The sequence below is a fragment of the Pseudomonas sp. GW821-FHT09E04 genome (genome assembly GCF_059416185.1).
Genome location: NZ_JBWKOR010000002.1, coordinates 1,022,215 through 1,045,303 on the forward strand (window position 1 = coordinate 1,022,215; position 23,089 = coordinate 1,045,303).

The window sequence follows — 23,089 nt, forward strand, 5'->3', positions numbered from 1 at the left end:
CTCACAAGAAATACTTGAGGTTGAAACCGACGTTGTCGCGGTCGCGAATGCCGTTGTTCTGCCCGCCACCCCAGAACTCGGTGTACTGCAGTTCGGCTTCGAGCTTGTTCTGGTAGTTGGCCTTGACCCCCAGCGTGTAGGCCTTGCGACCTTCGATGGCATTGCCGGCCTGGTAGCTGTTGCCCTTGAAATCGTCCTTGTAGACGACGTAGGGCGAGACGTTGATCCCGGCGTACACGTCGTTCCAGGTACCGTTGAACATCACCGTATAGCTGTAGGAATTGCGGTTGACCTGATCGTCGCGATCACCGCCGGACACGTACGAAGTGTTGCCGGTGCCGGCGTAGTAACGGGTGCTGCCATCGTAGGCGGTGTATTGCAGGCTGCTGCCGCGCAGATGCTCGGAGGCCAGTTCGAAGATGCCGAACATCGAGTCGAACGACAGCGTCGGGCCGAAGTTGTAGATGCTGCCCAGCGAAGTGTTGAACGCTTCCACCCGCTCGGCGTTGTTGATCTGGCTGTCGAGGGTGACCATTTGCCCGCCGACGTTGATGGTCTTGCCGGACACTGCTGCGGCAGCACCGTTGGCCAGATCGCCGATCAGGTCGTTGGTGGCCGCGATGCCGATGGGCAGGTTCGGTCGATAGGCCACTTCACCGAATACCGAGGCATTGCCCAGCGTGGTGTTGAAGCTGAAACCGTACATGCGGATGTCTTCGGCATAACGCCGATGGGCCTGGATGTTGCCCATCACATCGGCGGTCGCCAGACCGTTGGCGAGGGCCCCGGCCTGACTGCCGGCAACGCTGGAGAGCATGTTGGTCAGGGCATTCATGTCGATGCCCTTGTAGCCACCGAGGTCGGCGGCGATGGTCGGTTCCTTGGCGTGGTAGTTGACCATGTACAAGCCGAATTCGGTGCTGTTGAGCTCTTCGGCGATGTAGCGAAAGGCGAAGCCGAACTGACCGTCGTTGCGCGCGTTGTAGTCCTTGCCGATCGACGCCACCTTGAGGGTGTTGCCGTAGGCCGGGGTCACGCCGTTGGCGTAGAGGCCGGTGGATTTCAGCGCCGGGCCGAGCAACGGGTTGTTACCCAGTGCGCTGTACAGACCGATGACATTGCCAAACCCCGGCACCGGCGTATCAAGCGCGGTGCCGCTGAAGTTGTTGTAAGCGGTGTTGCCGCCGTCGGCGAACAGGTCGGTCTGCGAGTAGAAGGTGCCGACCGGATCGATGCGGGTTTCTTTCCAGTTGGTCTGGTAGAAGCTCTCCATCGTCAGGCTGTCGGTCAGGCCGATGTTGAAACTGACCGCCTCCACCGGCATCAGCACTTCCTTGACCTCGGCGCCGGGCAAGCGGTACTTGGCGGCGTCCACCGGGTTGGTGGTGTTGACCCCGCCGCGATAGAAAATCCCCTCGCCCCAGTTGAACACCTGACGCCCCACCCGCGCCGTGACCGGCATCGTCGCGACGTCCCAGCTGCCGTGGACGTAGGCGTCGAGCATCTCGATCCGGCTGCCGGCGATGTCGCGGGTCTGGCTGGTGAAACGGTCGTCCTGGGGATAACTCTGGCTCGGCTGCGACGGGCTGTTGTTGTGGTAGTAGTCGTTGCGCTTGTCCATCAACTGGGTGTCGTAGAACGCGGTGCCGCGCAGGAACATCCCGTAGTTCTGGTAGTTGGCTTCCAGCTCCGAAGTGATCTTGTACACCTCGGAAACCAGCCCGGTGTCGAAGTTGCGATTGCCGTCGTTGGTGTTGACGTCATCGTTGTTCTTGTCCCGGCCCTGCACCCGCCACAAGCGGCCATAGGACAAGGTCGTGTCGAGCGAGCCGGTGACCTGATTGTCCAGCACGCTGAACTCGGCGGCCTGCACCGCGTCGACTGCGCAGAGTTGCAGCAGCCCTGCCAAACCGACACCGGGGAGCGCTACGCCAGACAGGCGCAATCGAGTGTTGATCATCTGTTCCTCCTTCCCTGTTCTTATTGTTGTGTGTTGCCGCGATGCTTAGGGCGCCAGCCCCGCACGAACATAAATCCGGCTGTGGGCGCCGAAATGGCCGAGCAATTTGAGCAATTGCCGATTGAGTTCCGGGTGCTCGAAGGTCTCGCGCTGCAACTGATTGCCCGCGCTGAAATCGCTGGTGACCGGCGCCATTTCCAGCCACTGGCCGATGGCTTCATCGAAGGCGGCAGAGTCGTCGACGGACTCGGCGCTCACCACTTCGCGCAAGTAGTCCACGGAGTACGGCGGGTAATGCGCGTCCCCGGCGGCATCGGCGTAGGCGTCGATCATCGGATGCGGCTGACCGGCGCGCAGCACACGGCGCAGCCAGGTCGACTGGTATTTCTCGACCTCCATGTGGCGGGTCGCGACCCGTTCGATGGACGCCTGTTTGTCATCCGCAAAACCGGCCAGCGCCTTGCCCTCCAGCAGCAGAAGGCTCGGCAGTTCGACGCCCGGCAACGGCTTGGCGTGATACGGCTGGGTCAGGTCCTGAACGTGGTGCAGGCCCCAACCGAGAAAGCGATAACCCCAGTAAGGATGGCCGCTGGCAAACGCCAGTCGCGCCAGCCCCATGTATTGATACGCGCGCCAGTCCGGCCAGCTGCGCTCAAGAAATCCGGCAGCCGCATACACCACTGGGCTCTCATGAAAAAAGCCCATGTGGAACGGTGCCTGGGAGCTGTACTGGAAGCGCGCATCGCCAAACGGCTGCGGGCCGAAGCCATACAGCGCGGCGACTTCACCGGGGTTGTCGCTGAACAGATTGATGTCGTGGCCGTAATCCGGCTCATCGGCGGCGCTCGCCAGCACGGCCAGGGGCGCGACTTTTTCGTGATCGGCTACGCGAATGAAACGCTGGCGATTCCACGGTGAAAGCGTCTGCTCGACCATGACCTGATCGGCCTGCAGATGCTCGCGCTCCGGCAGGTCTTTGCCCGGCAGCGGCTGGATGACCATCGCCAGATGAATCTGCGGATTGATCCGCAGCGCGGTGAGGAAGTCGTGGCGCAGATTGTCGCTCGGCTCGACGGGCAACTTGAGGTTGTCGGGGCGCGGCGGGTATTGCTTGAAGTGTTCGCGGGCGAAGCCTTCCTGCTCATCGAGCAACGCGACGATGGCCGGGTATTGCTCGGAGAGAAACTGCTCCAGCGGTTCAACCTCGACGGGCGGCGCATCGCGCAACGCCGGCAGGTCCTGCAACGCCAGGTAGCTGCCTACCGTATGATTCGACCAGCCCCACGCCGTCGGGGCTATTGCGCAAAGCAGCAGGAGGGAGATCAGCTTCATTGCTTCTGGTTCTTGTTATGTGTGCCGTGGGGATCGAGCCTAACAACCGACCCCGCCCCTGACACTGTCCGATCTCACCAGAAAAGTTCTCCGATAGCGCCACATGCGCTGTTCTTTCAGGCCGGGTAACCGGTGATCTTGCGGATGCTCTGGTACAACGGTTTGAGCTGCCGATACATGCGCAGATAAACGTCCTTGTACAGTCGCTCGTAGACCTGCTGCGCCTCGGGTTGCGGCTGGAACACCGCGCCGACCCGGGTCATCGTCGCTATTGCCGTGGGGAAATCTGCGTGCAGCCCCAGCCCCACCGCGCAGCAAATCGCCGCGCCCAGACCGGACGCTTCATAGACGTGCGGACGCTCCGCCGGCAGACCGAAAATGTTCGCCGTGAGTTGCATCGCCGCATCACTTTGCGAGCCGCCGCCAGCAACACGTAAACGGGTGACGGAGATCTTCGAGCGCTTCTCGATTTTCTCCATGCCCTGACGCAACGCATACGCCAGACCTTCAAGGATCGCCCGGTAAATGTGCGCACGGGTATGCACGTCGCCGAAGCCGATCATCGCGCCTTTGGCCTCCACACCCGGCTCGCGAATCCCCGGCGACCAGTACGGTTGCAGCATCAACCCCATCGAGCCCGGCGGCACCGCATCGACCAGCGCATCGAACAGTTGTTCAGGCTCGATACCCTGCTCCTTGGCCTGCTGCATTTCCCGCAGGCCGAACTCGTTCTTGAACCAGCTGACCATCCAGTAGCCGCGATAAATCATCACCTCGCAGTTGTACTGATCCGGCACCGCCGACGGGTACGGCGGAATCAACGGGACGATTTCCAGATAGCGCGAGCGGGTGCTGGTGATCGTCGCCGTGGTGCCGTAAGACAGGCATACCGTGCCCGAGTCGACGACGCCGGAACCGAGCACTTCACAGGCCTTGTCGGCCCCCGCCGCGATCAGCGGAACGCCTTCGGGAATGCCGGTGTGGCGACTCGCTTCGGCGCTGATATGGCCGAGGGTTTCACCGGGTTTGTGCAAGGTCGGCAGTTGCTCGGGACGCACCGCCAGCGCCTGCCATTTCCAGTCACGCGGCGCGGCCCAGCGCAGGCGTTTGAAGTCGAACGGCAGGTAACCGACGCAACAGCCCACCGAGTCGACGAAGCGCCCGCACAGGCGATGCGTGAGAAACCCCGAGAGCAGCAGAAACTTGTCGGTCGCCGCCCACACGTCAGGCTGATGGCGAGCGATCCAGTTGGCTTCGGCCTGGGCGCGAAAGTAATCCACGGTGGCCTGCGCGCCGGCCAGTTTGAACAGCCAGCCCCACGGTCCCTTGATCCCGCCTTCGACTTCGCTCTGGCGCTGATCGAGCCAGAGAATCGCCGGGCGCAACGGTTTGCCCTGGGCATCGACGTTGATCACCGTGCCGCGCTGGGTGGTCAGGGAAACGCCGGCAATCTGCGAACGATCGATGCCGGTTTGCGCCCACACCTGCTGGCAGGCCTCGCCCAGTTTCGCCCAGTAATATTCCGGATCCTGCTCGGCCCAGCCCGGCTGCGTCGAGTAATAGGCCTGCAATTCAACCTTGCCCTTGCCGAGCAGATTGCCCTGCAAATCGAAGAGCAGCGCGCGCACGCTCTGGGTGCCATTGTCGATGGCCAGCAGGTAACGCTTGTTCGGGTGGTTGTCCATGGAGCTCTCTTCGAGGGGCATCACTGCGCGATTTCCGGCAGGCCGTGATGGCGTTGCCATAACGCCTGATAGCGTTGCTGTTCCTGTTGCCAGCGTTCGTCGTTCCAGCCCAGTCGCGGCTGGCAGAGTCGGCGAATGGCCGGGAAATACTCCGCGCCGCCATGGGGCAGCAACAGGCCGAGACGGGTTCGGCGCAGCAGCAGGTCATCCAGGTGCAGGACCATTTCCGCTTCGCAGGCGAAAGCCAGTTCCGCCCACAAGGTGTCGGTGGCGCCGACGGTGTCGTGGCCCAGTTCGGCGAGCAGTTGCGCCAGCCTCGGCAAATCACGGCCATGTCGCCCGGCCAGACGTCGCCACTGACCGGGGCTGAGGCCGGGGATTGTCAGTGGTGGCACGGCGGCAAATACCGGCGCGGCATCGTCATCGAAGGAACGGCCGAGCATGTCGGCGCACGCCTTGAGCACTTCGATGGCTTGCGGGCGGAACGTCGTGAGTTTGCCACCGGCCAACGTGACGCAGCCTGGTTCCTGCCACAGCACATGTTCACGGGTTTCGTTCGACGGTTTGTCTTGATGCTCACCCGCCGCACTGCCCACCACCGGGCGCACGCCCGACCAGGTTGAAAGCACGTCGGCTGCAACCACTTCAGCGCCGGGAAACTGCTGTCGGCAGGCGGCCAGCAAATAGTCGAGTTCTTCGCCGCTGATGCTCGCGCTCTGGTCCAGATTCTCGCGATGATCAAGGTCGGTGGTGCCGACCACTGTGGCGCCTTCCCAAGGGAAAACGAACACAGGACGCCGATCCTGCTCGTGCATAAACGTAAAGGCCTGCGCCACCGGCAAGCGCCAGCTCGGCAGCAGCAAATGACTGCCGCGCAACGGACGCAACTGGCGCGGAGCCTCGGGCGGACGCAAGCGTTCGGCCCAGGCTCCGGTGGCCACCGCCAGCACACCACATCGTAATTGCAGCGACGAGCCGGCCTCGCAATCTTCGACCTGAACCCCGCACACCCGCCCGTTTTCACGCAGCACATGTTCGACACGCACGCCGTTGAGCACCACCGCGCCGTCGGCCCGTGCTTCGCTCAACACGCGCATTACCAGTCGCGCGTCATCGGTCAGCGCATCGACAAAACAGGTGCCGCCGAGCAGGTCATTTTCTTTTACGCCCGGCGCGAGATAACGCAGTTGCTGCGCGTCATGGAAACGATGATCACGCCGCCCGGCCAATGCGTCATAAATCGACAACAGACCACCCAGTACCCGAGGCCCGGGAAAGCCGCCGCGATAGTGCGGCATCATGAAACTCATCGGTTCCACCAGCCCCGGCGCTTCGTCGAGCAGACGCTGGCGTTCGCGCACCGAATCGCGGGTCAGTCGCCACTGGCCCTTGGCGATATAACGCAAACCGCCATGGACCATTTTCGAGGATCGGCTGGAGGTGCCCCAGGCGAAATCACGCTGCTCCAGCAGCAGGCAACGCCAGCCACGGCGCGCGGCTTCACGCAGGATGCCGGCACCGCTGATGCCGCCGCCGATGACGATCAAATCCCAGGTTTCACCCGCCAAGGTCGGCAGGACCTGCTGGCGCCATTCGGCGTTCCAGTCCGCGCTCATGGCGGTCACTCCTGCAACAGCGTGCCGGGGTTCAGGCGCCCGGCCGGGTCGAAGTGCCGGCTCAGCGCCTGCAAAGTGTCCATCGCCAAAACGCCTTTTTCACGCAGCAGGTACGGCGCGTGATCCTTGCCCACGCCGTGCTGGTGGCTGATGGTGCCGTGGTTGTCGACGATGGTCTGGCTGGCCGCGTGTTTGAGTGCTTTCCAGCGGGCCAGCGTCGCGGGATAGTCCGCTGCCGGACGAAACACGTAGGTGGTGTAGATGCTCGAACCTTCGCCGTAGACGTGGGATAGATGCGTGAACACATGCACCCGCTCTCCTTCAGCCGCGAGAGCATCGCGCAGGCTGTTTTCGATCAGGCTGAGCAGGTTGTCGACATTGCTCCAGTCGGTGGCGGTTTCGAGGGTGTCCACCACATAACCGGCGTTCCACAGGTTCTCTCGCAGATACGGAAAACGGAAGCGGTTCTGCGCCCACTTCTTGCCGAGCAGTGTGCCGGTGAACACCCCGCCGAATGCCTTCAGGTGCTGGCGTGCCTGGCTCAGGGACAACGCATTCTGCCGGCGATTGCCGGTCACGCCGAAGGTCAGCAGGCACTTACCTTCCCCCGCTCCGCGCAAACTCAGATACTTTTCCAGCCAGGCGATCTGTTGCGGATGGCCGGCCAGCGCCAGTTGGGTTTCGGTTTCCACTGCGTTGGACAAACGCAGCATCGACAGCGGCACTCGTGCTTGCGCAAGTTGCTGAATGGCTTGCAGTGCCTTGCTCCAACTGGGCAGAAACACGCCGTAGAAACGCTCATCGGCCGGCAGCGCGCTGACCCGCACCTTGACCTCGGAAATGATCCCGAAACGCCCTTCGCAACCCAGCACCACTTCACGCAGATCCGGGCCAGCCGCCGACGCCGGGAAAGTTGGAATTTGCAGGGGCCCGGCAAAGGTTTCCAGCGTCCCGCCGGCGAACAGTTGCTCGATCCGCCCATAACGCAGCGATTGCTGACCACTGGAACGACTGGCCACCCAGCCGCCCAGCGTCGACAGCTCCCACGACTGCGGGAAATGCCCCAGCGTGTAGCCTCGGGCGCGCAGTTGGCTTTCCACCTGTGGGCCACTGGCGCCGGGACCGAAAGTCGCCAGCAGGCTTTGTTCATCGAGGTCGAGCAGACGATTCATCCGCGCCAGAGACACCGTCACCACGGGCCGCGCAGAGTCGGGCGGATTGATGTGCCCGGCCACCGACGTGCCGCCGCCATAGGGAATCAGGCACAGGTCTTGCGCCTGGGCGAGCGCCAGCAACTGGCGAATGTGTTCGGCGGTTTCCGGGAACGCCACGGCGTCGGGATAGTTGCCCAGCGCCCCCTCGCGCAACGCCAGCCAGTCCGGCAGGCTCTGCCCTCGGGCATGCAGCAGACGGTCATGGGCATCGATGCTGTACAGCGCGTGCTCCGCCAGCCGCGAGACCGGTACGCGGGCCATCGCCGCTTCAAGCGTCGCATCGGGCAGCGCTCGGCCCTCCCCTAGTCGCTCATGGAGAAAACTTGCGCCCTGGGCCGGCAGTTCGACCACCGTTGTTGCATCTCCCCAGCCGTTCCAGCGTCGCATGCGTGTGTCCTTCTGTGCAGTCTGATCAGTGAGATTTCAGGCCCTCATACTAGTCAGCCGGCCGAAAGTGTCACGGTCGCATCCGGCCAGTTCGAGTAGCCAATTGAGTCAAACGTCGCGCAAGCGTCAGCCATTTACTTTAGTCGTGGATTCAAATTACCTTTCAGGGCGCTCATCCGCCCACGGCGGCCTCGATCAAGGGAATACGGTCATGCAATCGCTCGGCTTCACCTCCGTTCCGCCGCTGCTCAAGTACCTGCGCCATGCCGAACATCTGGGCATGGCCATCGAGCCTGCATTGACGGCGGCCGGGTTGCAGGCGCAGCAGTTGAGCGACAACAGCCTGCGCCTGCCGGGTGAAACCCATGAACGGTTGCTCGATTATTTCTGCGAACACTCGGGCGATCCGCTGTTCGGCCTCAACGCCGCGAATTTCGTGCTGCCCAACTCCTGGAGCGTGCTGGGCTACATCACCATGAACTGCGCGACACTGGGCGACGCCATGAGCCGCATCATGCCGTTCGAAAAACTGGTGGGCGACATGGGCGTCAGCCGCGCCGAGGTTCAGGACAGCCATGTGCACCTGATCTGGAGCTGCCGCTTTGAGCGCCCGCGAATTCGCCGGCACCTGGTGGAAAACGTGCTCGGCTCCTGGCTGCAATATGCACGCTGGATCGCTGACACCCAATTGTCGCCGGCCGCTGTGTGGCTGGAGCACTCAATCCCGGCGGACACAACGCTGGCGCAGTACGAGCAGTTTTTCGAATGCCCGGTGCTGTTCGATCAGCCCTATTCCGCGCTGATCGTGCCGCTACCGTATTTGCAGTTGCCGTTGCGTCAGGCCGATGCGCATTTGCTGCGCACGCTGGAAGAGCACGCGCAGAGCCTGATGGCGACGCTGGAGGATGCGTCGCTTGAGCAACGGGTCAAAAGCATCCTGCGCCAGTTGCTCAAGGAAGGTCTGCCGCGCAAGGAACAGGTGGCCGAACATCTCGCCGTCTCCGTGCGCACGCTGCAACGCCAGTTGCATCAGGCCGGCACGTCGTATCAGCAGATCCTCGATGACTTGCGCCAGGAACTGGCCGAGCATTATCTGTTGAACAGTACGTTGCCGATTCAGGACATCGCCCAGTATCTGGGCTTCACCGAACCGCGCTCCTTTCACCGCACATTCAAGAGCCGACGCGGGATGCCGCCCGGCGAGTTTCGCCAGACTCACCGGGTATCGAACGACAGTTAGAGACTGATCGCGTTGGTGAACACCAGGCGATTGCCGAACGGATCGGCGATGGTCATGTCCTGACTGCCCCACGGCATGGCCTGAATCCCCGGGTGCGAGAACTTGTAGTTCTTGGCGATCAACTGCTGCTGGAAGGCCTCCAGCTCATCGGTCTCGATCCGCAGGGCCGAACCCGGTGTTGCATCGCCATGATGCTCGGACAGGTGCAGCACACACTCGCCCCGGGAGACTTGCAGGTACAACGGGAAACCGGGTTCGAAACGATGCTGCCAGTCGATCTTGAAACCGAGGAAGTCGACATAGAACTCCAAGGCCTTGGCTTCATCGAAAATCCGCAGGATCGGGGTGGTTTTGCCGAAGCTCATGGGGTGCTCCCTGACTGATTGGCCCCAGAGTGTAGCCGGGGTGGATGTCAGCAATTCGGCTTGGAGATGGCTTTCTTTAATTGCAATGTGCCATCACCGTGACACAGTCAGCAAAATTCAACGAAAGCCGTCGCGCAGATCGCCTTGGCGTGCCAGAAAACGCCCCTCGCGTCGGCCATTCGCCTGACCGTCCTTGTAGCTCAGCACGCCGTTGATCCACACGCCATCGATGCCTTGCGCGGCACGTTGCGGGTCGGTGAAGTCCGCCACGTCATGCACGGTTGCCGGATCGAACAACACCAGATCCGCCCAGTGTCCTTCGCGAATCTCGCCCCGCTCCTTCAAGCCGAAGCGCGCCGCCGAAAGACCGGTCATCTTGTGCACGGCGGTGTGCAGCGGAAACAACCCGACGTCGCGACTGAAATGGCCGAGCACCCGAGGGAAAGCGCCCCACAGGCGCGGATGGGGGAACGGGTCTTCCGGCAGGCCGTCGGAACCGACCATCGACAGCGGATGGGCGAGGATCCGGCGCACGTCGTTCTCGTCCATGCCGTAATACACTGCGCCCGCCGGTTGCAGGCGTCGGGCCGCATCGAGCAGTGGCATCGTCCATTCGGCAGCAATGGCGGTCAGGTCGCGACCGCTGACTTCCGGGTGTGGCGTCGACCAGGTGATGGTGATGCGGTGGGCGTCAGTGACCTGTTTCAGATCCAGTGTCGAGGAACTCGCCGCGTAGGGGTAGCAATCACAGCCGACCGGGTGGGTTTTCGCCGCCTCTTCCAGCGACGCTAGCAACTGCGGACTGCGCCCCCAGTTGCCTACGCCGGCACACTTGAGGTGGGAAACGATCACCGGCGAACGGGCATGGCGGCCGATGCGGAAAGCTTCGTCCATGGCCTCCAGCACCGGTTCGAATTCACTGCGCAGATGGGTGGTGTACACGGCGCCGAACGCGTTCAATTCTTCAGTCAGCTGCATGACTTCATCGGTGGATGCCGAAAACGCACTGGCGTAGGCCAGACCTGTGGATAAACCAAGGGCGCCCGCCTCGAGGCTTTCACGCAACTGCTCGCGCATCGCGGCGATTTCATCGTCAGTCGCGGTGCGAAACAGATCATCAAGGTGATTGCTGCGCAACGCCGTGTGCCCCACCAGTGCCGCGACGTTCAGCGTGGTGTTGGCTGCTTCGACCGCCGCGCGGTAATCGCTGAAACGTGGATAGACGAATGCGGCGGCAGTGCCGAGCAGGTTCATCGGATCCGGTGGATCGCCCTTGAGACTGACCGGCGCGGCGCTGATGCCGCAGTTGCCGACAATCACCGTGGTCACGCCCTGGCTGAGCTTGGGCAGCATCTGCGGCTGGCGGATCACCACGGTGTCGTCGTGGGTGTGCACGTCGATGAAGCCCGGCGCCAGCACTCGGCCGGCGGCGTCGATTTCATCGGTGGCGCTCACATCGCGCAAGTCACCGATGCGCGCGATGCGGCCATCGAGGATTGCCACGTCAGCGGTATAGCCGGGGCTGTTGCTGCCGTCGATGACCAGGGCGTTGCGAATCAGTGTGTCGTACAGCATGTCAGTCTCCGGCGGCAGCTCGGCGTCAGTGTCTGCCTTTGATCAAATGGTGATCGAATCCTTGTTCGATCAGGTAGCGCCAGGCTACCTCGACTACCTCGGGAATCACCTGCTCGACCTGAAAGCCCAGCGAAGGGTAAACCATGATCCGGTGCACATCCCCGACCATTTCGTCGATCAGCCCCAGAACCCCGATCAGGTTGCTGACCTCCCCCGGAAAACTGAAGGACGGCGCATCCACCCAAGCCTCAAGCCCTGGCCATTGAACGGGCAAGGTCAACGCCACGCGCCGGATCGAATTCGGTTTGGTCAGGAACGTCGCCCGGCGCACGTCCGGGAACAACGCTCGGGCAAACGCGATGTTCTCGGCGAAGTTGGTGGCACGGGATTCGAGGGTGAACTGATCCGCCGAAACGCCTTGCACCATGGCCCGTTGCGCAAAAATATCGGCTTCGGTCCGTTCCCACAAATGCTTCGTCCAGTTACCAGTGTTGCCGGTAAACAACAGATGCGGGGCGACGCCTTTTTTCAGCAACTGGCAGGCGTAATCGCAGACGCGAAGGTCGTAGGAGCCGCACACCACGATCAGCTCACAATCGCTGTGTTGGCGCCCCGCCCCCAGGAAATTCCACAGGACGGTCGCGTGTCGCAAGGTCGGTGTCATGAGCGTGCGAACCTCTGGGCAAGCTGCCCGCTGATAAACAACCCACCGTCGGCATAGAGGTGTGTATCCACCCTGCCCTGCGAGACCGGGAGCGCCGTGAAATCCGCGTACGTCCGCAGTGCCCCATGAGTGGTCAGCGTCGGATCGTCGCCGATACCGATACACAGCGCGCCGCTGCTGACCGCCGACTGCACGCCGCTGACGGAATCTTCGAAGACCAGGCATTCATCGCTCTGACGCTCCAGTCGGGCGGCGGCCAGGCGATAAGGATCGGGAGCCGGTTTGCCACTGCGCACATCGTCGCGGCAGATGATGCAGTCGAAAACCGACGTCAGGTCGTGTTGCTGCAAGACGTGGTCGACTCGCGCTCGCCAACTGCTGGTCACCAGCGCCAGCGGCACGCGCCCATTCAATTGGGCGATGAACGCTGCGACACCCGGCACCAGCGGACAGATCGAAACCTCTTCGATGGCGTCGACTTCTTGCTTGATGGTCACACGCGTCTGTTCGTCGAACTGACCAAACAGGGCCTGCAGGGTGTAGCCGCCCGGGCGGCCGTGAATGTGGTCGTCGATGAACGCCTGATCGACGGCAACACCGTAGTTGCGCGCCACCGTGGTCCAGGCGAACTCGATGACCTCGCGAGACTGGATAAGCACGCCGTCCATATCAAAGCAGACGGCTGTAAACGTTCGTTGTGGCATCGGTTGCACTTCGCATTTTCTGGTGAGCAATGAATGCCAGCACGGTTCCCATCAGGGCAAACAGCGCCATGACATACCAGGACCATTGTGGCTGCGTCTCGTACAGATACCCGGCAAAGGGTGTGGCCAGCCCCATGGGCAAGGCAACCGCCAGCGAGTAATAGACACCCTGGGTAAACACCTGGATATCTGGCGGGGCGTGATCGCGAATGCAGCGCATGATCGCCGAGTGATACGCCGCGAAACTCAAGGCGTGCAGGCATTGCCCCAGCAGGATCACCGGCACAGCATCGCTGTCGGAAAACAACGCCCAGCGCGCCGCCGCACAGACACTGGAAGACATCACGATGGTCAACGGCGAACAGAACGACAGGACTTTGTTGGAGAACGCGAAATACGTGATTTCCGCGATCACCGCCACTGACCAGAACACCCCGATGGCGGTTGAAGAATAGCCCTTCACGCCCCAGCCGATCGACGCCGTGGAAAAGTACAGGGTGTGACTCAGTTGAATGAAGCTGGCCGCCGCAATCGCGATCAGCAGACTTTTTTGCGCGAACAGCGCCTTCCAGTCGGGCCGTTTCGTCGCACGCTCGGGCGGTTGCAGATGCGCCAGCGTGACCTGACGCTTCAGCCACAGGCATGCCAGTGCGGTGAGCAACATGCACGCGGCAATCACCACCGGCACCCATGACTGGCTGTACTGCGCAAACAACAGGCCGCCGAGGGTCGAAGTCAGGATAAACGCTGAAGAGCCCACCGCACGGACCCAGCCGTAGTTCTGCAGGGCTTGCTTGTCACGCTTGAGCAGATAGGACTCGGACAGCGGCAACACCACCATCCACAGCCCGCCGAACAGGATGCTCAGGCACACGAATCCCCACAGGTGCACCGGCATGAAATAGAACAGCAACGTACACAACGCTGCCGAGAAACCGAGAAACGCCGCGAGCCGCAATTGGTCCACGCGCCAATCGGCCACGTAAGTGATCAACACTCCGGTCACGACTTGGGGCCAATAGACCGCCGCGATCAGCAGGCCAATCTGGCTGGCGCTGAAACCCAGCGAATTCAGCCAGGTCGGCCAGAACGGATAGATGATCCCTTCTGCCGCAAAGAACCCGAAAAAGATCAGATACATGGGTCAACCATACGCTCGATACTCCTGAGCAGGGCTCCAGCGGAGCCCTGTAACCATCCATCCATTATTCGAAGCGTTGTTGGGTGAAGCTGTTTTTGCCTTTGCGCCAGACAATCAGTGATTCACTCATCACCACCAGATCGACCATCCCTTCTTTCAACGCATCCAGTGCATCCTGAGGCGAACACACGATCGGCTCTTCGTGCCGGTTGAACGACGTGTTGATCAACGCTGCCTGACCGGTCCGCTCATGCCAGGCATTCAACAGACGATGCATGAACGCATCGCGCTCCGGGCGAATGATCTGCGGCCGCGCCGTGCCGTCGATGTGCACCACCGCCGGGCTCGCTTCGCTGAACTGCGGATGACAATCGTAGGTCATGGTCATGGTGTCTGCCGCCACTTGATCCTCGTCCCAGCCGATGTAACAGGCCGCCGCCTGTTCGATGGCGGTGACCGGGCCGAAGGGCATGAACTCCGTGCGGTGCATGCGTTTGTTCAGCCAGTCGTTCACTTCGCCATCCTGCGCGTGATAGACGATGCTGCGGTTGCACAGTGAGCGCGGGCCGAACTCCATCTTGCCCTTGAACATGCCCAGCACCTGATTTTCCATCAGCGCGTCGGTCAACACGTCGATGATGTTCGACGGGGTGTGGTAACCGAGTTCAGGGTAGTCGCGATGGATCAGGTTGATGTTCTGCGAAACGCTGCGCGATTCCGGCCCGAGGGTCATTGCCGGGTTCTTGAAGCGGGTGCCGTTCTCCAGGTACGCCGCCCCGACAGCCGCCGCCAGTGCCAGCCCGCCATCGCCCATGCACGGCAGCACATAAACGTTTTTCACGCCGGGAATCTCGCGCAGGCGCTGGTTGAGCTTCACGTTGCCAAACACACCGCCGGCCAGGCACAGGTTGGTGCTGCCGCGTTGTTCCAGGTGATGTTTGACGATCGCCACCAGCAAGTCTTCGGAGTGGCGCTGCACGGCGGCGGCGATGTCCTCTGGGGTTTCCCGGGAGAAAAGGGTTTCCAGTGATTCGCTGTAGTGGTTGTAGGACGGCACGAACAGGTCGCCGCAACGGGCCTTGATGCGCCCGTCTTCAAAACGGATCATCTGCTGCATCACCCCCAGCAACTTCTGCGGATCACCAAAAGCGGCCAGCCCCGTGACCTTGCCTTCATGCCGGTTCGGTTTGTAGCCCAGCAAATGGGTGATCCGGCCGTAGAAATAACCCAGGCTGTCGATGCTGGTTTCGCGTTGCAGCACCGTGGTTTCGGTCGGGCTGTACCAGGTCACGGTCAGCGACTGGAAGTCGCCGCGCCCGTCACAGGTCAGGGTCAAGGCCTCATCGAACGGCGAGCAGACATAAGCACCGAGGGCGTGGCATTCATGGTGGTCGATGTAATACGCCTTGCCGGCCAAGCCATTGGCGACAATGTATTGATCGAATTCGGCGCGCTTCTCTCTGTCGTTTCGGACTTCATCGGTGACACGCTGGCGGAACTGCGCCAGGCCTTCGGGGTTGTTCCGGACTTCCTCGACGATTCGGTCGAAATACAACTCAAGGTGTTTATCTGCGTTGAAACCGGCATTCCATCCGTAAGCCACGTAGTCGATATCTTCCAGTGATACGCCAGCCTGGCTCAACACAAACTCGATGGACTTGGCGGGCCAGATCTTGTGATCCTTAATGCGGGTGAAACGCTCTTCGCTGACTGCCGAGAGAATCTGACCATCGCGTACCAGGCAAGCGCCCGACAAATCGTTATTGGTAATGCCCAAAATGACCATAACTACTCCTTGTTCTTGCCAATTTCGCGGATGAGTGTGCCCACGACCGAAGAGCGCAATGCTCCGGCCAAGGCGCTTGGCGCCGTGTCATGAACCGTGAGGAGGCGAAATCGTCTGGTTCGCCCGGGATGTGCCTTTACGTGCAGGCAGCAGAGGTGCGTATTGCCATCGCAAATTCCTTTTGCAAAAAAATTCCACGGGCGTTACCCACCGACCTGGCCTCGTGGCCAGACAACCAGTGGGTGCCCGCTATCCTACAAACCGGCCAACTGCGTTGGCCATGCCTGTGCGGGGATCAGACTAGTAGGAAATTTCTGAACGTCTCGATAAACAGCCGCCTAAAAATCAGATCCCGCCTGCATGTCCTGAATTTCCGGGGCACAAAAAAACCTGTGAGAGCACGATGCTCCCACAGGTTTGGCAAGGCCCGGATGCGCGGATGGGCTCACACCATTTCGTTGCGAATCCACTCGACCACCGACGTGCGCTTCGGTACCCAGCCCAGCAGCTCACGGGTGTGTTTGCCACGTACCCGGCTGTTGGAGCCCAGGCCGTAGTTGGCCATTTCGTAGCCCCACTCCGCTTCGGCGTCTTTCAGTGGCCAGTCCTGTGGCTGGCCCAGATTCAGGGCCTGGGCCATGGCGGTGGTCATGTCGATGAACGACGCTTCGCCGCTTTCGACGAAGTAGAACGTGCCCGGGACATTTTTGGTCAGCGCCAGCAGGTACAGAGACACCACGTCTTCGATGTGCACGTTGGACCAGATGTTCTGGCCAGTGCCGACGTGACGCACCACGCCGCTTTTGCGCGCCTGTTTCAGCAGGCGCGGCAGTTGCACGCTGTCGCGATTGACGCCCAGGCTGTGGCCGTAGATCAGGGTGTTGCAGATGACGGCCGAGTTCACGCCGTCCTTCGCTGCCGCGAGGATCAGGTTGTCGATGGCCACCCGTGCGGCTTTGTCGACAGTCGGCTCCGGCAGGTTGTCTTCGAAGTAGATGACATCGCTGGATTTGCCGCCCGACGCATCGCCGACGATGCTCGAACCGCTGGTGTGCAGGAACACTTTGTTCGAGCCGCGCAGGGCATCGAGCAAGGCTTCGACCGCGCCGCGATGGTCGCTGCTGGCGGCGTTGATCACGGCGTCGGCGGCGCGGGCCTGTTTGGCCAGCAGTGCCTTGTCGTCGAGGGTGCCGATCACCGGGGTGATGCCCAGTGCTTTCAACTCATCGGCCTGCTCGGCGCCGCGCACCAGACCGGTGACGGTATGCCCGGCCTGGACCAGACCAGTAGCGATGGAGCCGCCGATAAAACCGGCAGCGCCGGTAACGAATACGTTCATGGAGAAACTCCCTGCGTGAATAAGTGATGCAACGAGTATCGACCGCCGAGTCCGGTGGAAAAACCCGCCCTCAGCCAATTCACTCTTGCGCAGGAGTCACGAATCAGCCTTTGAAATCGGCGCTGGCGTAAGCCGCCAGTTTGCTCTGGATGAAGTCCAGGAAGCACTGGATCCGCAGCGCCAGTTGCGAGTTGCGGTAGTACACCGCGTTGATCGGTTGGCGATAACCGCTGTTGAATTCCGCCAGCAACACCTTGAGGCGCCCGGCGCGAATGTCGTCGATGGTCATGAAATGCGAAAGGCAGGCAATGCCCTGGCCTTCCAGCGCCAGATGCCGAACCGTCTCGCCGCTGGAGGCGCTGATCACCGGGGTGATCGGCCAGCGATCGCCGTGCACGTAGCGCAGCGGCCACTGGTTGAGGCCTTCGTTCTGGGTGAAGCCGAGCAAGGTGTGTTCGCTGAGGTCGGCCACTTCCAGCGGCGCGCCGTGTTTTTCCAGATAGGCGGGACTGGCAACGATCAACAGCGGACTGCAACCGAGCGAGCGGGCATGCAACGTCGAATCGGCGAGGGTGCCGATGCGGATGGCGACGTCGGTGCTTTGTTCCAGCAGGTCAATGATCAAGTCATTGCTGTTGAGTTCGAGCTGGATGTCCGGGTACAGCCGCCGGAATTCGTCGATGTACGGCACGATGGCGTGGAGCATGAACGGCGATGCGGCGTTGATTCGCAGCCGACCGGACGGCGTCTGCTGGCGCGAAGAGAGGCGCTCTTCGAGCTGGTCCATCTGGTCGAGGATCAGCTTGGCCTGCTCGAAGAAATACTTGCCCTCCTCGGTCAGGTCCATGCGTCGGGTCGTGCGGTTGATCAGCGTGGTGTCGAGCTTGGCTTCCAGCCGCGACAGCGTGCGGCTGACGGCCGACGGCGTCTGTCCGACCTGCTCGGCGGCGGCGGAGATCGAACCGCATTCGATCACGCAGACGAAAATCTGCAACTCATCGGATCTGGCTTTCACGGGTGTCCTCGAATCGAAAGGCCTGCTGCGCAAGCTCAGGCCTTCGATAGTAGCCGAGCGTCAGGCCTTGAGGCCAAACACCTCGGTCAGATGCTGCTCGTAACGCGCCACATCCGCTTCGATGTTCGGGCGCTTCATCACGTCCACGCAGAGGAAGGTCGGCAGGCCGGTCATGCCGAGGAACTCGTTGGCCTTGTGGAACGGGAAGTAAACGGCGTCCACGCCTTTGGCTTCGAAGAAGTCGGTCGGGTCATCGAACGCCTGCTGCGGCGCGTTCCAGGTCAGCGACAGCATGTATTGCTTGCCGTGGATCAGACCGCCGCTGCCGTACTTCTGCGAGGAATCGGAACGGGTGCGACCGTCGCTGGCGTACAGACTGCCGTGGCCTTCGGTGAACACTTCGTCGAGGTACTTTTTCACGGTCCATGGCGCGCCCATCCACCAGCCCGGCATCTGATAAATGATCACGTCGGCCCAGAGAAATTTGGCGACTTCTTCGGCGATGTCGTAACCCTCGTCGATGAAGGTGGTCTTGACGTCGACACCGCCGCGATCCAGCACGCTCAGCGCCGCTTCGTGCAGGGTGGCGTTGTAGCGACCGTCGGAGTGGGCGAATTTTTTACCGCCGTTGAGCAACAGCACTTTTTTCATGGGACAGCCTCGATCGGATTCCGATGCGCAGCGCAGAGCGCTGGATGGAGAAGGGGAAAAATTGAATGGCGGCAGATTAACGATGCGCCTCGCGCGGAATAAGCCGCGGTTGCGCAAAATTCATTTGAGTAAAACGCACGAATCGAATGCCGATTGTTGCCTTAGGATTGGCCGCCATCTGAATCTGAGGAGTTTTTTACGATGAGCGAACGCCAGGGTTTCATCCTGTACGCCAAGACCCGCCCGGAAAAAGCCGAGGCCTTCGAAGCGTTTTTCCGCGCCTACGTCGAGCCGAGCCGCGCCGAACCCGGCTGCATCGAGTACCACATGCTGCGCGACAAGGAAGATCCGGGCCTGTTCATTTTCTACGAGATCTGGGAAACCCAGGCGCACCTGGACGTGCACTCGAACCTGCCGCACATGCAGCAGTTTCTCGCTCAGCGCATGGAGTATCTGGAGCGGGATTTCGACATCCGTCCGATCGACATGCTCAGCGATTCGTCCGCTAGCCGCTGATCAACAGATGGGCGCCGAGCGCGCCCAGACCGATGAAGAACACTCGCTTGAACAGCACGGCGCTGATGCGCTGGCGCAGCCATTGGCCGAACAGCATGCCGAGCACCGCCGGGATCAGCGCCAGCAACGAGGCGCTCAATTCTGCGCCGCCGAGCGACCCGCGCCAGAGCAATCCACCGGCCAGCGCCAGGGTCGACACGGTGAAGGACAGGCCCAGCGCCTGCACCAGTTCGTCGCGGTTCAAACCCAGCGCCTGCATGTAGGGGACGGCGGGAATCACGAACACGCCGGTGGCCGAAGTGATGACGCCGGTGACCACGCCACACAGCGGTCCCAGCCACGGTTCATGGCGGCGACTGACACTCAGCGTCGGCAGGAACAATCCACTCAGCGCATAGAGCAACAGCGCCGCGCCAAGTCCGCGCACCACCCAATGCCCGCCTGCCATGCCGATCCACAAAGTGCCGATAGCCGTGCCGAGGAAGATCGCCAGCAGCATCGGCCACAGCCGTTTCACCAATACGCGCAAATGCCCGCCGAACGCCAGTTGCCAGACGTTGGTCAAGGTTGCCGGAATGATCAGTAACGCCGCAGCCTGCGACGGTGCCATAGCCAGACCGAGCAGGCCCATGGCGACAGTGGGCAGGCCGAGACCGATCACGCCCTTGATCAGGCCGGCGACGACGAAGGTCGCAATCACCAGCAATGACAGGGCCAGACCGAGGTTTTGATAAAAATCTGCGAGTGCGTTCATGGCGATACTGTGCGCCTGCGCGGATGAGCTGAAAATCTGTCATACACTGAGGCAGCCTCTCTCTCGGCAAGAGCCACGCGTCATGCACTTCGACCTCACCGACCTGCGCCTGTACCTGCACATCCTCGACAGCGGCAACATCACCGCCGGCGCCGCACGCAGTCATCTGTCGCTGGCGGCGGCCAGTGCGCGGATCCGGGCGATGGAGGCTTCGTTGGGCACCGAGTTTCTTGAGCGCGGGCGCCGTGGTGTCACGCCGACGCCGGCCGGCAAAGCTCTGGCGCAACATGCGCGGGTGTTGCTGCAACAGGCCGACCGCCTGCAGCAGGATCTGGCCGAATACGCCCAAGGCGTCAAAGGTCAGGTGCGTCTGTTGTGCAACACCACGGCGCTCAGCGAATACCTGCCGGAGGTGCTGGCGGATTTCCTGCGCGAGCACCCCAACCTCGACATCGATTTGCAGGAGTTGCCCAGCGCTCGCATCACCCATGCCTTGCGCCAGAGCGCGGCGGATCTGGGCATTGTGTCCGACGCGATCGACACCTCCGACTTGCAGACCCGAGCCTTTCGCGATGATCCGCTGGTGCTGATTCTGCCTCTGGAACATCCACTGTCTGATGCGACCGAAGTCAGTTTCAGCGACGCCCTGCGCCATGACTTCGTCGGCCTGCATGCCGACAGCGCACTGGCGGTGTACCTGGAAGAACAGGCCCTGCACAGCGGCTCACGGATGCAGATGCGCATCCGCGCCGATGGTTTCGACGGCGTGATGCGCATGGTGGCCCGGGGCGCCGGCATCGGCATCGTGCCGCTGGCGGCGGTCCAGCGTGCCGCACCGCAGGCCTTCAAGTCCCTGCCGATGAATGAAGCGTGGGCCAGGCGCAAACTGTTGCTGTGCGCCCGGAATTTCTCCACGTTGCCGGCCTATGCCACAGCCTTGCTGCAAGCCTTGGCACTCCCCTGAAATTTATCTTTTCATCTGCAAAATAAGCACAAGGAATAGCTTGCAAGGTACGGATACATACGTACTATATCGCCAGAGCGAACGTGTTGCCCGATACCCGTTTTCGCACAACGACAACGGACAAGGAAGAACGGATCGGCTCCATTAAACCTACATGGAATGAGGTGACGCGATGGTTGATTCAACGGAGTTTCGTAATGCAATGGCGATGCTGGGGAGTGCCGTCACCATCGTCACGACCGATGGCCCTGCGGGGCGTTTCGGCTTTACCGCGTCAGCGGTGTGCAGCGTGACGGACTCACCGCCCACGCTGCTGGTGTGCGTCAATCGCTCGTCGTCCAATCACGAGCATTTCAAGACCAATGGCGTGCTGTGCGTGAACGTCCTGACCGGCGACCACCAGTCGACCTCCGGGGCGTTCGCCAATCGGCAGTTGAGCATGCAGGAGCGCTTTTCCAGCGTGAATTGCCAGACGCTCAAGACCGGCTCGCCGGTGATCGAAGAGGCGCTGGTGAGCCTCGATTGCCGGGTCAGCAAGGTCGACGAGGTCGGCACTCACAGCATCTTCTACTGTGAAATCCTCGAGCTGCAGCAACACAGCGAGGCCACGGAAGGCCTGGTCTATTTCAACCGCAGTTACTACCGTCTGAACGACGAACTGCGCCTGGCACCCGAGCAGTGATCCAGACACCCGCCGGCATCGCAGATTGCTAGCCGGCGGGTCATGACAGGGATGTAACCATGCTATTCAATGAAGACAACTTCGCGGATATCGACCTGAACCTGATCATCATTTTCCTGGTGCTGTTCCGCGAACGCAGCGTGTCACGCACGGCCGAACGCCTGCACGTCAAACAACCCGCCATCAGCGGATCGCTGGCACGGCTGCGCAAGCGGTTCGATGATCCTCTGTTTCTGCGCTCATCCAGAACCATGCGCCCGACCTCGAAAGCCGAGGAGCTGGCGCAGGCCCTGACGCCGGCAATCAAGCAGATCGAAGCGGTCATCCGGCTCTGAACAACTTGCAAAAAAAAACCTGCGGGAGTTCGCTCCCGCAGGTTTTTTTCATCAGGCCGACTTGAGCGCCTGAGCGTACTCGACCCGTGCCCAGAACGCCGGCAGGAAGCACTCGCTGACCAGCAGCGCCGAACCATTACGAGTGAAACGCGAACGTCGGGCCAGCAACCGTTTGGCCTGCGGCGCGTAGCGATAGGACAGCGCCGCCAACGGTGCGCCGGGGGACAACAAGGCGCATTGGAAGGGTTCACGCAGGGTCTGATCCGACGTGTAGAGAATCTCGGCCAGCGGCCGGCGACCATAGCCATTCAGATCCGCCCAGTCGCCGTTCAGCGCCGGCATGCTGGTCAGGCTGCGCGCGGTGACGCAGGCCTCGCCATCGAGCTTCATCACCACTTCACGCACCCAGCCGATGGTCGCCGGTGGCACGTTCAGCGCTTGCGCTTCTTCAGAATTGAGCGGGCCATGGGACTGCTCGACCACTTCGATTGAATAGTCGCCCATGGCTTTCAGACGCGGGGTCAGTGCCCCGGGCAAAAACAGCCAGTGATGCTCGGAGCCGGTCAATTCCGACAGGGGTCGCGACGACCAGTAATGACTTGTATCCATACCCGCACACACCTTCCTGGTGATGGTGAATTGATTGGTTGCCGTGGAAGGCCAACCCTTCACCGGCGGTGTCTGTCACTCGGCTCCGTTTTCTTCGGTCACTTCGTGTTTGCTGATCACGCTGATGGTCTGTTCATCGGTCTTGACCGCCGACAGCAGCGAGTCGAGAAGCCCCGGGAAGCGCACGTCCATGTCTTCACGACGCAAGGACAGCAGGTTTTCCCGGCCGTAGGGGCGTTGCCAAATCAGACCGCTGTCGCGCAGAACCCGCCAGTGATGGGTCATGGTCGACTTCGATGCGCCCTTGAGGATCCGGCCGCAAGGATGTTCCTGGCCATCGGACAACACTTTCAACACGGTCAGGCGTAGCGGGCTTCCCAATGCGTTCAGCACATTTTCCAGAAGGATCTGATCCTGATTGGGATGATTCGGGACGTTCATAGGTAGGTACCCTTGATGATATAGGCGGGAATAATCCGGCTTGTATTCGTCTATACGAGAACAGTAAGACTATACACAAGATGCCTTTTTCCCGCGACAGCCGCCCCGAAGGCG

General features: G+C 61.5%; 22 protein-coding genes. 5 read left to right on the forward strand and 17 right to left on the reverse strand.

The features are described from left to right. Position 1 precedes the first annotated feature (1 nt). The 5 genes from AC07N4_RS11110 to AC07N4_RS11130 all read right to left on the reverse strand — a co-directional run bounded on the left by AC07N4_RS11110 (position 2) and on the right by AC07N4_RS11130 (position 8,194). Positions 2–1,960, reverse strand: coding sequence for a DUF1302 domain-containing protein (locus AC07N4_RS11110; protein ID WP_493065232.1), 1,959 nt, complete (start codon positions 1,958–1,960; stop codon positions 2–4). Positions 1,961–2,005: 45 nt separating this feature from the next. Next, the gene (locus tag AC07N4_RS11115; protein ID WP_493065231.1) at positions 2,006–3,292 is read right to left on the reverse strand and encodes a phospholipase; all 1,287 of its coding nucleotides are present in this window, start codon (positions 3,290–3,292) and stop codon (positions 2,006–2,008) included. 116 nt (positions 3,293–3,408) lie between these two features. Beyond that, positions 3,409–4,977 carry an FGGY-family carbohydrate kinase gene (locus AC07N4_RS11120; protein WP_493065230.1) on the reverse strand — a complete coding sequence of 523 codons (1,569 nt, stop codon included), beginning with the start codon at positions 4,975–4,977 and terminating at the stop codon, positions 3,409–3,411. Between the two features lie 20 nt (positions 4,978–4,997). Then, on the reverse strand, positions 4,998–6,593 hold the full coding sequence (locus AC07N4_RS11125; RefSeq protein ID WP_493065229.1) for a glycerol-3-phosphate dehydrogenase/oxidase: 1,596 nt from the start codon (positions 6,591–6,593) through the stop codon (positions 4,998–5,000). Positions 6,594–6,598: 5 nt separating this feature from the next. Then, positions 6,599–8,194 carry an FAD-binding oxidoreductase gene (locus AC07N4_RS11130; protein ID WP_493065228.1) on the reverse strand — a complete coding sequence of 532 codons (1,596 nt, stop codon included), beginning with the start codon at positions 8,192–8,194 and terminating at the stop codon, positions 6,599–6,601. Positions 8,195–8,405: 211 nt separating this feature from the next. Here AC07N4_RS11130 and gliR point away from each other — a divergent pair, with 211 nt between their 5' ends. Next, a complete protein-coding gene (gliR, locus tag AC07N4_RS11135) occupies positions 8,406–9,434 on the forward strand; it encodes an AraC family transcriptional regulator GliR (RefSeq protein WP_493065227.1) in 1,029 nt (342 codons plus the stop codon). Here the strand turns inward: gliR and AC07N4_RS11140 are convergent. From AC07N4_RS11140 to mdaB, 9 genes are all read right to left on the reverse strand, one after another. Further along, positions 9,431–9,799, reverse strand: coding sequence for a glyoxalase superfamily protein (locus tag AC07N4_RS11140; protein ID WP_114881352.1), 369 nt, complete (start codon positions 9,797–9,799; stop codon positions 9,431–9,433). The two genes, gliR and AC07N4_RS11140, sit on opposite strands and share 4 nt — an antisense overlap. Positions 9,800–9,916: 117 nt before the next feature. Then, positions 9,917–11,374: a D-aminoacylase gene (locus tag AC07N4_RS11145; protein ID WP_493065226.1), complete on the reverse strand. Its 1,458-nt coding sequence runs from the start codon at positions 11,372–11,374 to the stop codon at positions 9,917–9,919. A 25-nt stretch (positions 11,375–11,399) separates the two neighbouring features. Further along, positions 11,400–12,038 carry a YdcF family protein gene (locus AC07N4_RS11150; RefSeq protein ID WP_493065225.1) on the reverse strand — a complete coding sequence of 213 codons (639 nt, stop codon included), beginning with the start codon at positions 12,036–12,038 and terminating at the stop codon, positions 11,400–11,402. Continuing rightward, complete coding sequence (locus AC07N4_RS11155; protein WP_493065224.1) at positions 12,035–12,706, reverse strand: HAD family hydrolase; 672 nt, start codon at positions 12,704–12,706, stop codon at positions 12,035–12,037. The genes AC07N4_RS11150 and AC07N4_RS11155 overlap by 4 nt, the downstream gene beginning before the upstream one ends. A 1-nt stretch (position 12,707) precedes the next feature. Next, positions 12,708–13,883 (reverse strand): MFS transporter, encoded by a 1,176-nt coding sequence (locus AC07N4_RS11160; RefSeq protein WP_493065223.1) that lies wholly within the window; start codon positions 13,881–13,883, stop codon positions 12,708–12,710. A 64-nt stretch (positions 13,884–13,947) separates the two neighbouring features. After that, the gene (locus tag AC07N4_RS11165) at positions 13,948–15,669 is read right to left on the reverse strand and encodes a carbamoyltransferase family protein (RefSeq protein ID WP_493065222.1); all 1,722 of its coding nucleotides are present in this window, start codon (positions 15,667–15,669) and stop codon (positions 13,948–13,950) included. A gap of 445 nt (positions 15,670–16,114) precedes the next feature. After that, positions 16,115–17,008 carry an NAD-dependent epimerase/dehydratase family protein gene (locus tag AC07N4_RS11170; RefSeq protein ID WP_493065221.1) on the reverse strand — a complete coding sequence of 298 codons (894 nt, stop codon included), beginning with the start codon at positions 17,006–17,008 and terminating at the stop codon, positions 16,115–16,117. Between the two features lie 103 nt (positions 17,009–17,111). Beyond that, a complete protein-coding gene (locus tag AC07N4_RS11175) occupies positions 17,112–18,023 on the reverse strand; it encodes a LysR family transcriptional regulator (protein WP_096818727.1) in 912 nt (303 codons plus the stop codon). A 60-nt stretch (positions 18,024–18,083) separates the two neighbouring features. Next, a complete protein-coding gene (mdaB, locus tag AC07N4_RS11180) occupies positions 18,084–18,674 on the reverse strand; it encodes an NADPH:quinone oxidoreductase MdaB (protein WP_096818724.1) in 591 nt (196 codons plus the stop codon). Positions 18,675–18,875: 201 nt separating this feature from the next. On the opposite strand from mdaB, the gene AC07N4_RS11185 reads away from it, so the two are divergent. Then, positions 18,876–19,190 carry a putative quinol monooxygenase gene (locus AC07N4_RS11185; protein WP_493065220.1) on the forward strand — a complete coding sequence of 105 codons (315 nt, stop codon included), beginning with the start codon at positions 18,876–18,878 and terminating at the stop codon, positions 19,188–19,190. Here AC07N4_RS11185 and AC07N4_RS11190 read toward each other — a convergent pair. Next, entirely contained in the window at positions 19,180–19,944 is a 765-nt protein-coding gene (locus AC07N4_RS11190) for a sulfite exporter TauE/SafE family protein (protein WP_493065219.1), read from the reverse strand. The two genes, AC07N4_RS11185 and AC07N4_RS11190, sit on opposite strands and share 11 nt — an antisense overlap. 82 nt (positions 19,945–20,026) lie before the next feature. Here AC07N4_RS11190 and AC07N4_RS11195 point away from each other — a divergent pair, with 82 nt between their 5' ends. The 3 genes from AC07N4_RS11195 (at position 20,027) to AC07N4_RS11205 (ending at position 21,925) form a co-directional block, all read left to right on the forward strand. Further along, positions 20,027–20,908 carry a LysR family transcriptional regulator gene (locus AC07N4_RS11195; protein ID WP_493065218.1) on the forward strand — a complete coding sequence of 294 codons (882 nt, stop codon included), beginning with the start codon at positions 20,027–20,029 and terminating at the stop codon, positions 20,906–20,908. A gap of 172 nt (positions 20,909–21,080) precedes the next feature. Then, positions 21,081–21,590, forward strand: a complete 510-nt coding sequence (locus AC07N4_RS11200; protein WP_007953834.1) for a flavin reductase — start codon at positions 21,081–21,083, stop codon at positions 21,588–21,590. 59 nt (positions 21,591–21,649) lie between these two features. Further along, positions 21,650–21,925 carry a helix-turn-helix domain-containing protein gene (locus AC07N4_RS11205; RefSeq protein ID WP_085713206.1) on the forward strand — a complete coding sequence of 92 codons (276 nt, stop codon included), beginning with the start codon at positions 21,650–21,652 and terminating at the stop codon, positions 21,923–21,925. Between the two features lie 51 nt (positions 21,926–21,976). Here the strand turns inward: AC07N4_RS11205 and AC07N4_RS11210 are convergent, their stop codons facing one another. Both AC07N4_RS11210 and AC07N4_RS11215 read right to left on the reverse strand, forming a co-directional pair. Further along, positions 21,977–22,534, reverse strand: coding sequence for a chorismate--pyruvate lyase family protein (locus AC07N4_RS11210; RefSeq protein WP_102619364.1), 558 nt, complete (start codon positions 22,532–22,534; stop codon positions 21,977–21,979). Positions 22,535–22,609: 75 nt separating this feature from the next. After that, positions 22,610–22,975 (reverse strand): ArsR/SmtB family transcription factor, encoded by a 366-nt coding sequence (locus AC07N4_RS11215; protein ID WP_007953843.1) that lies wholly within the window; start codon positions 22,973–22,975, stop codon positions 22,610–22,612. Between the last annotated feature and the right edge of the window lie 114 nt (positions 22,976–23,089).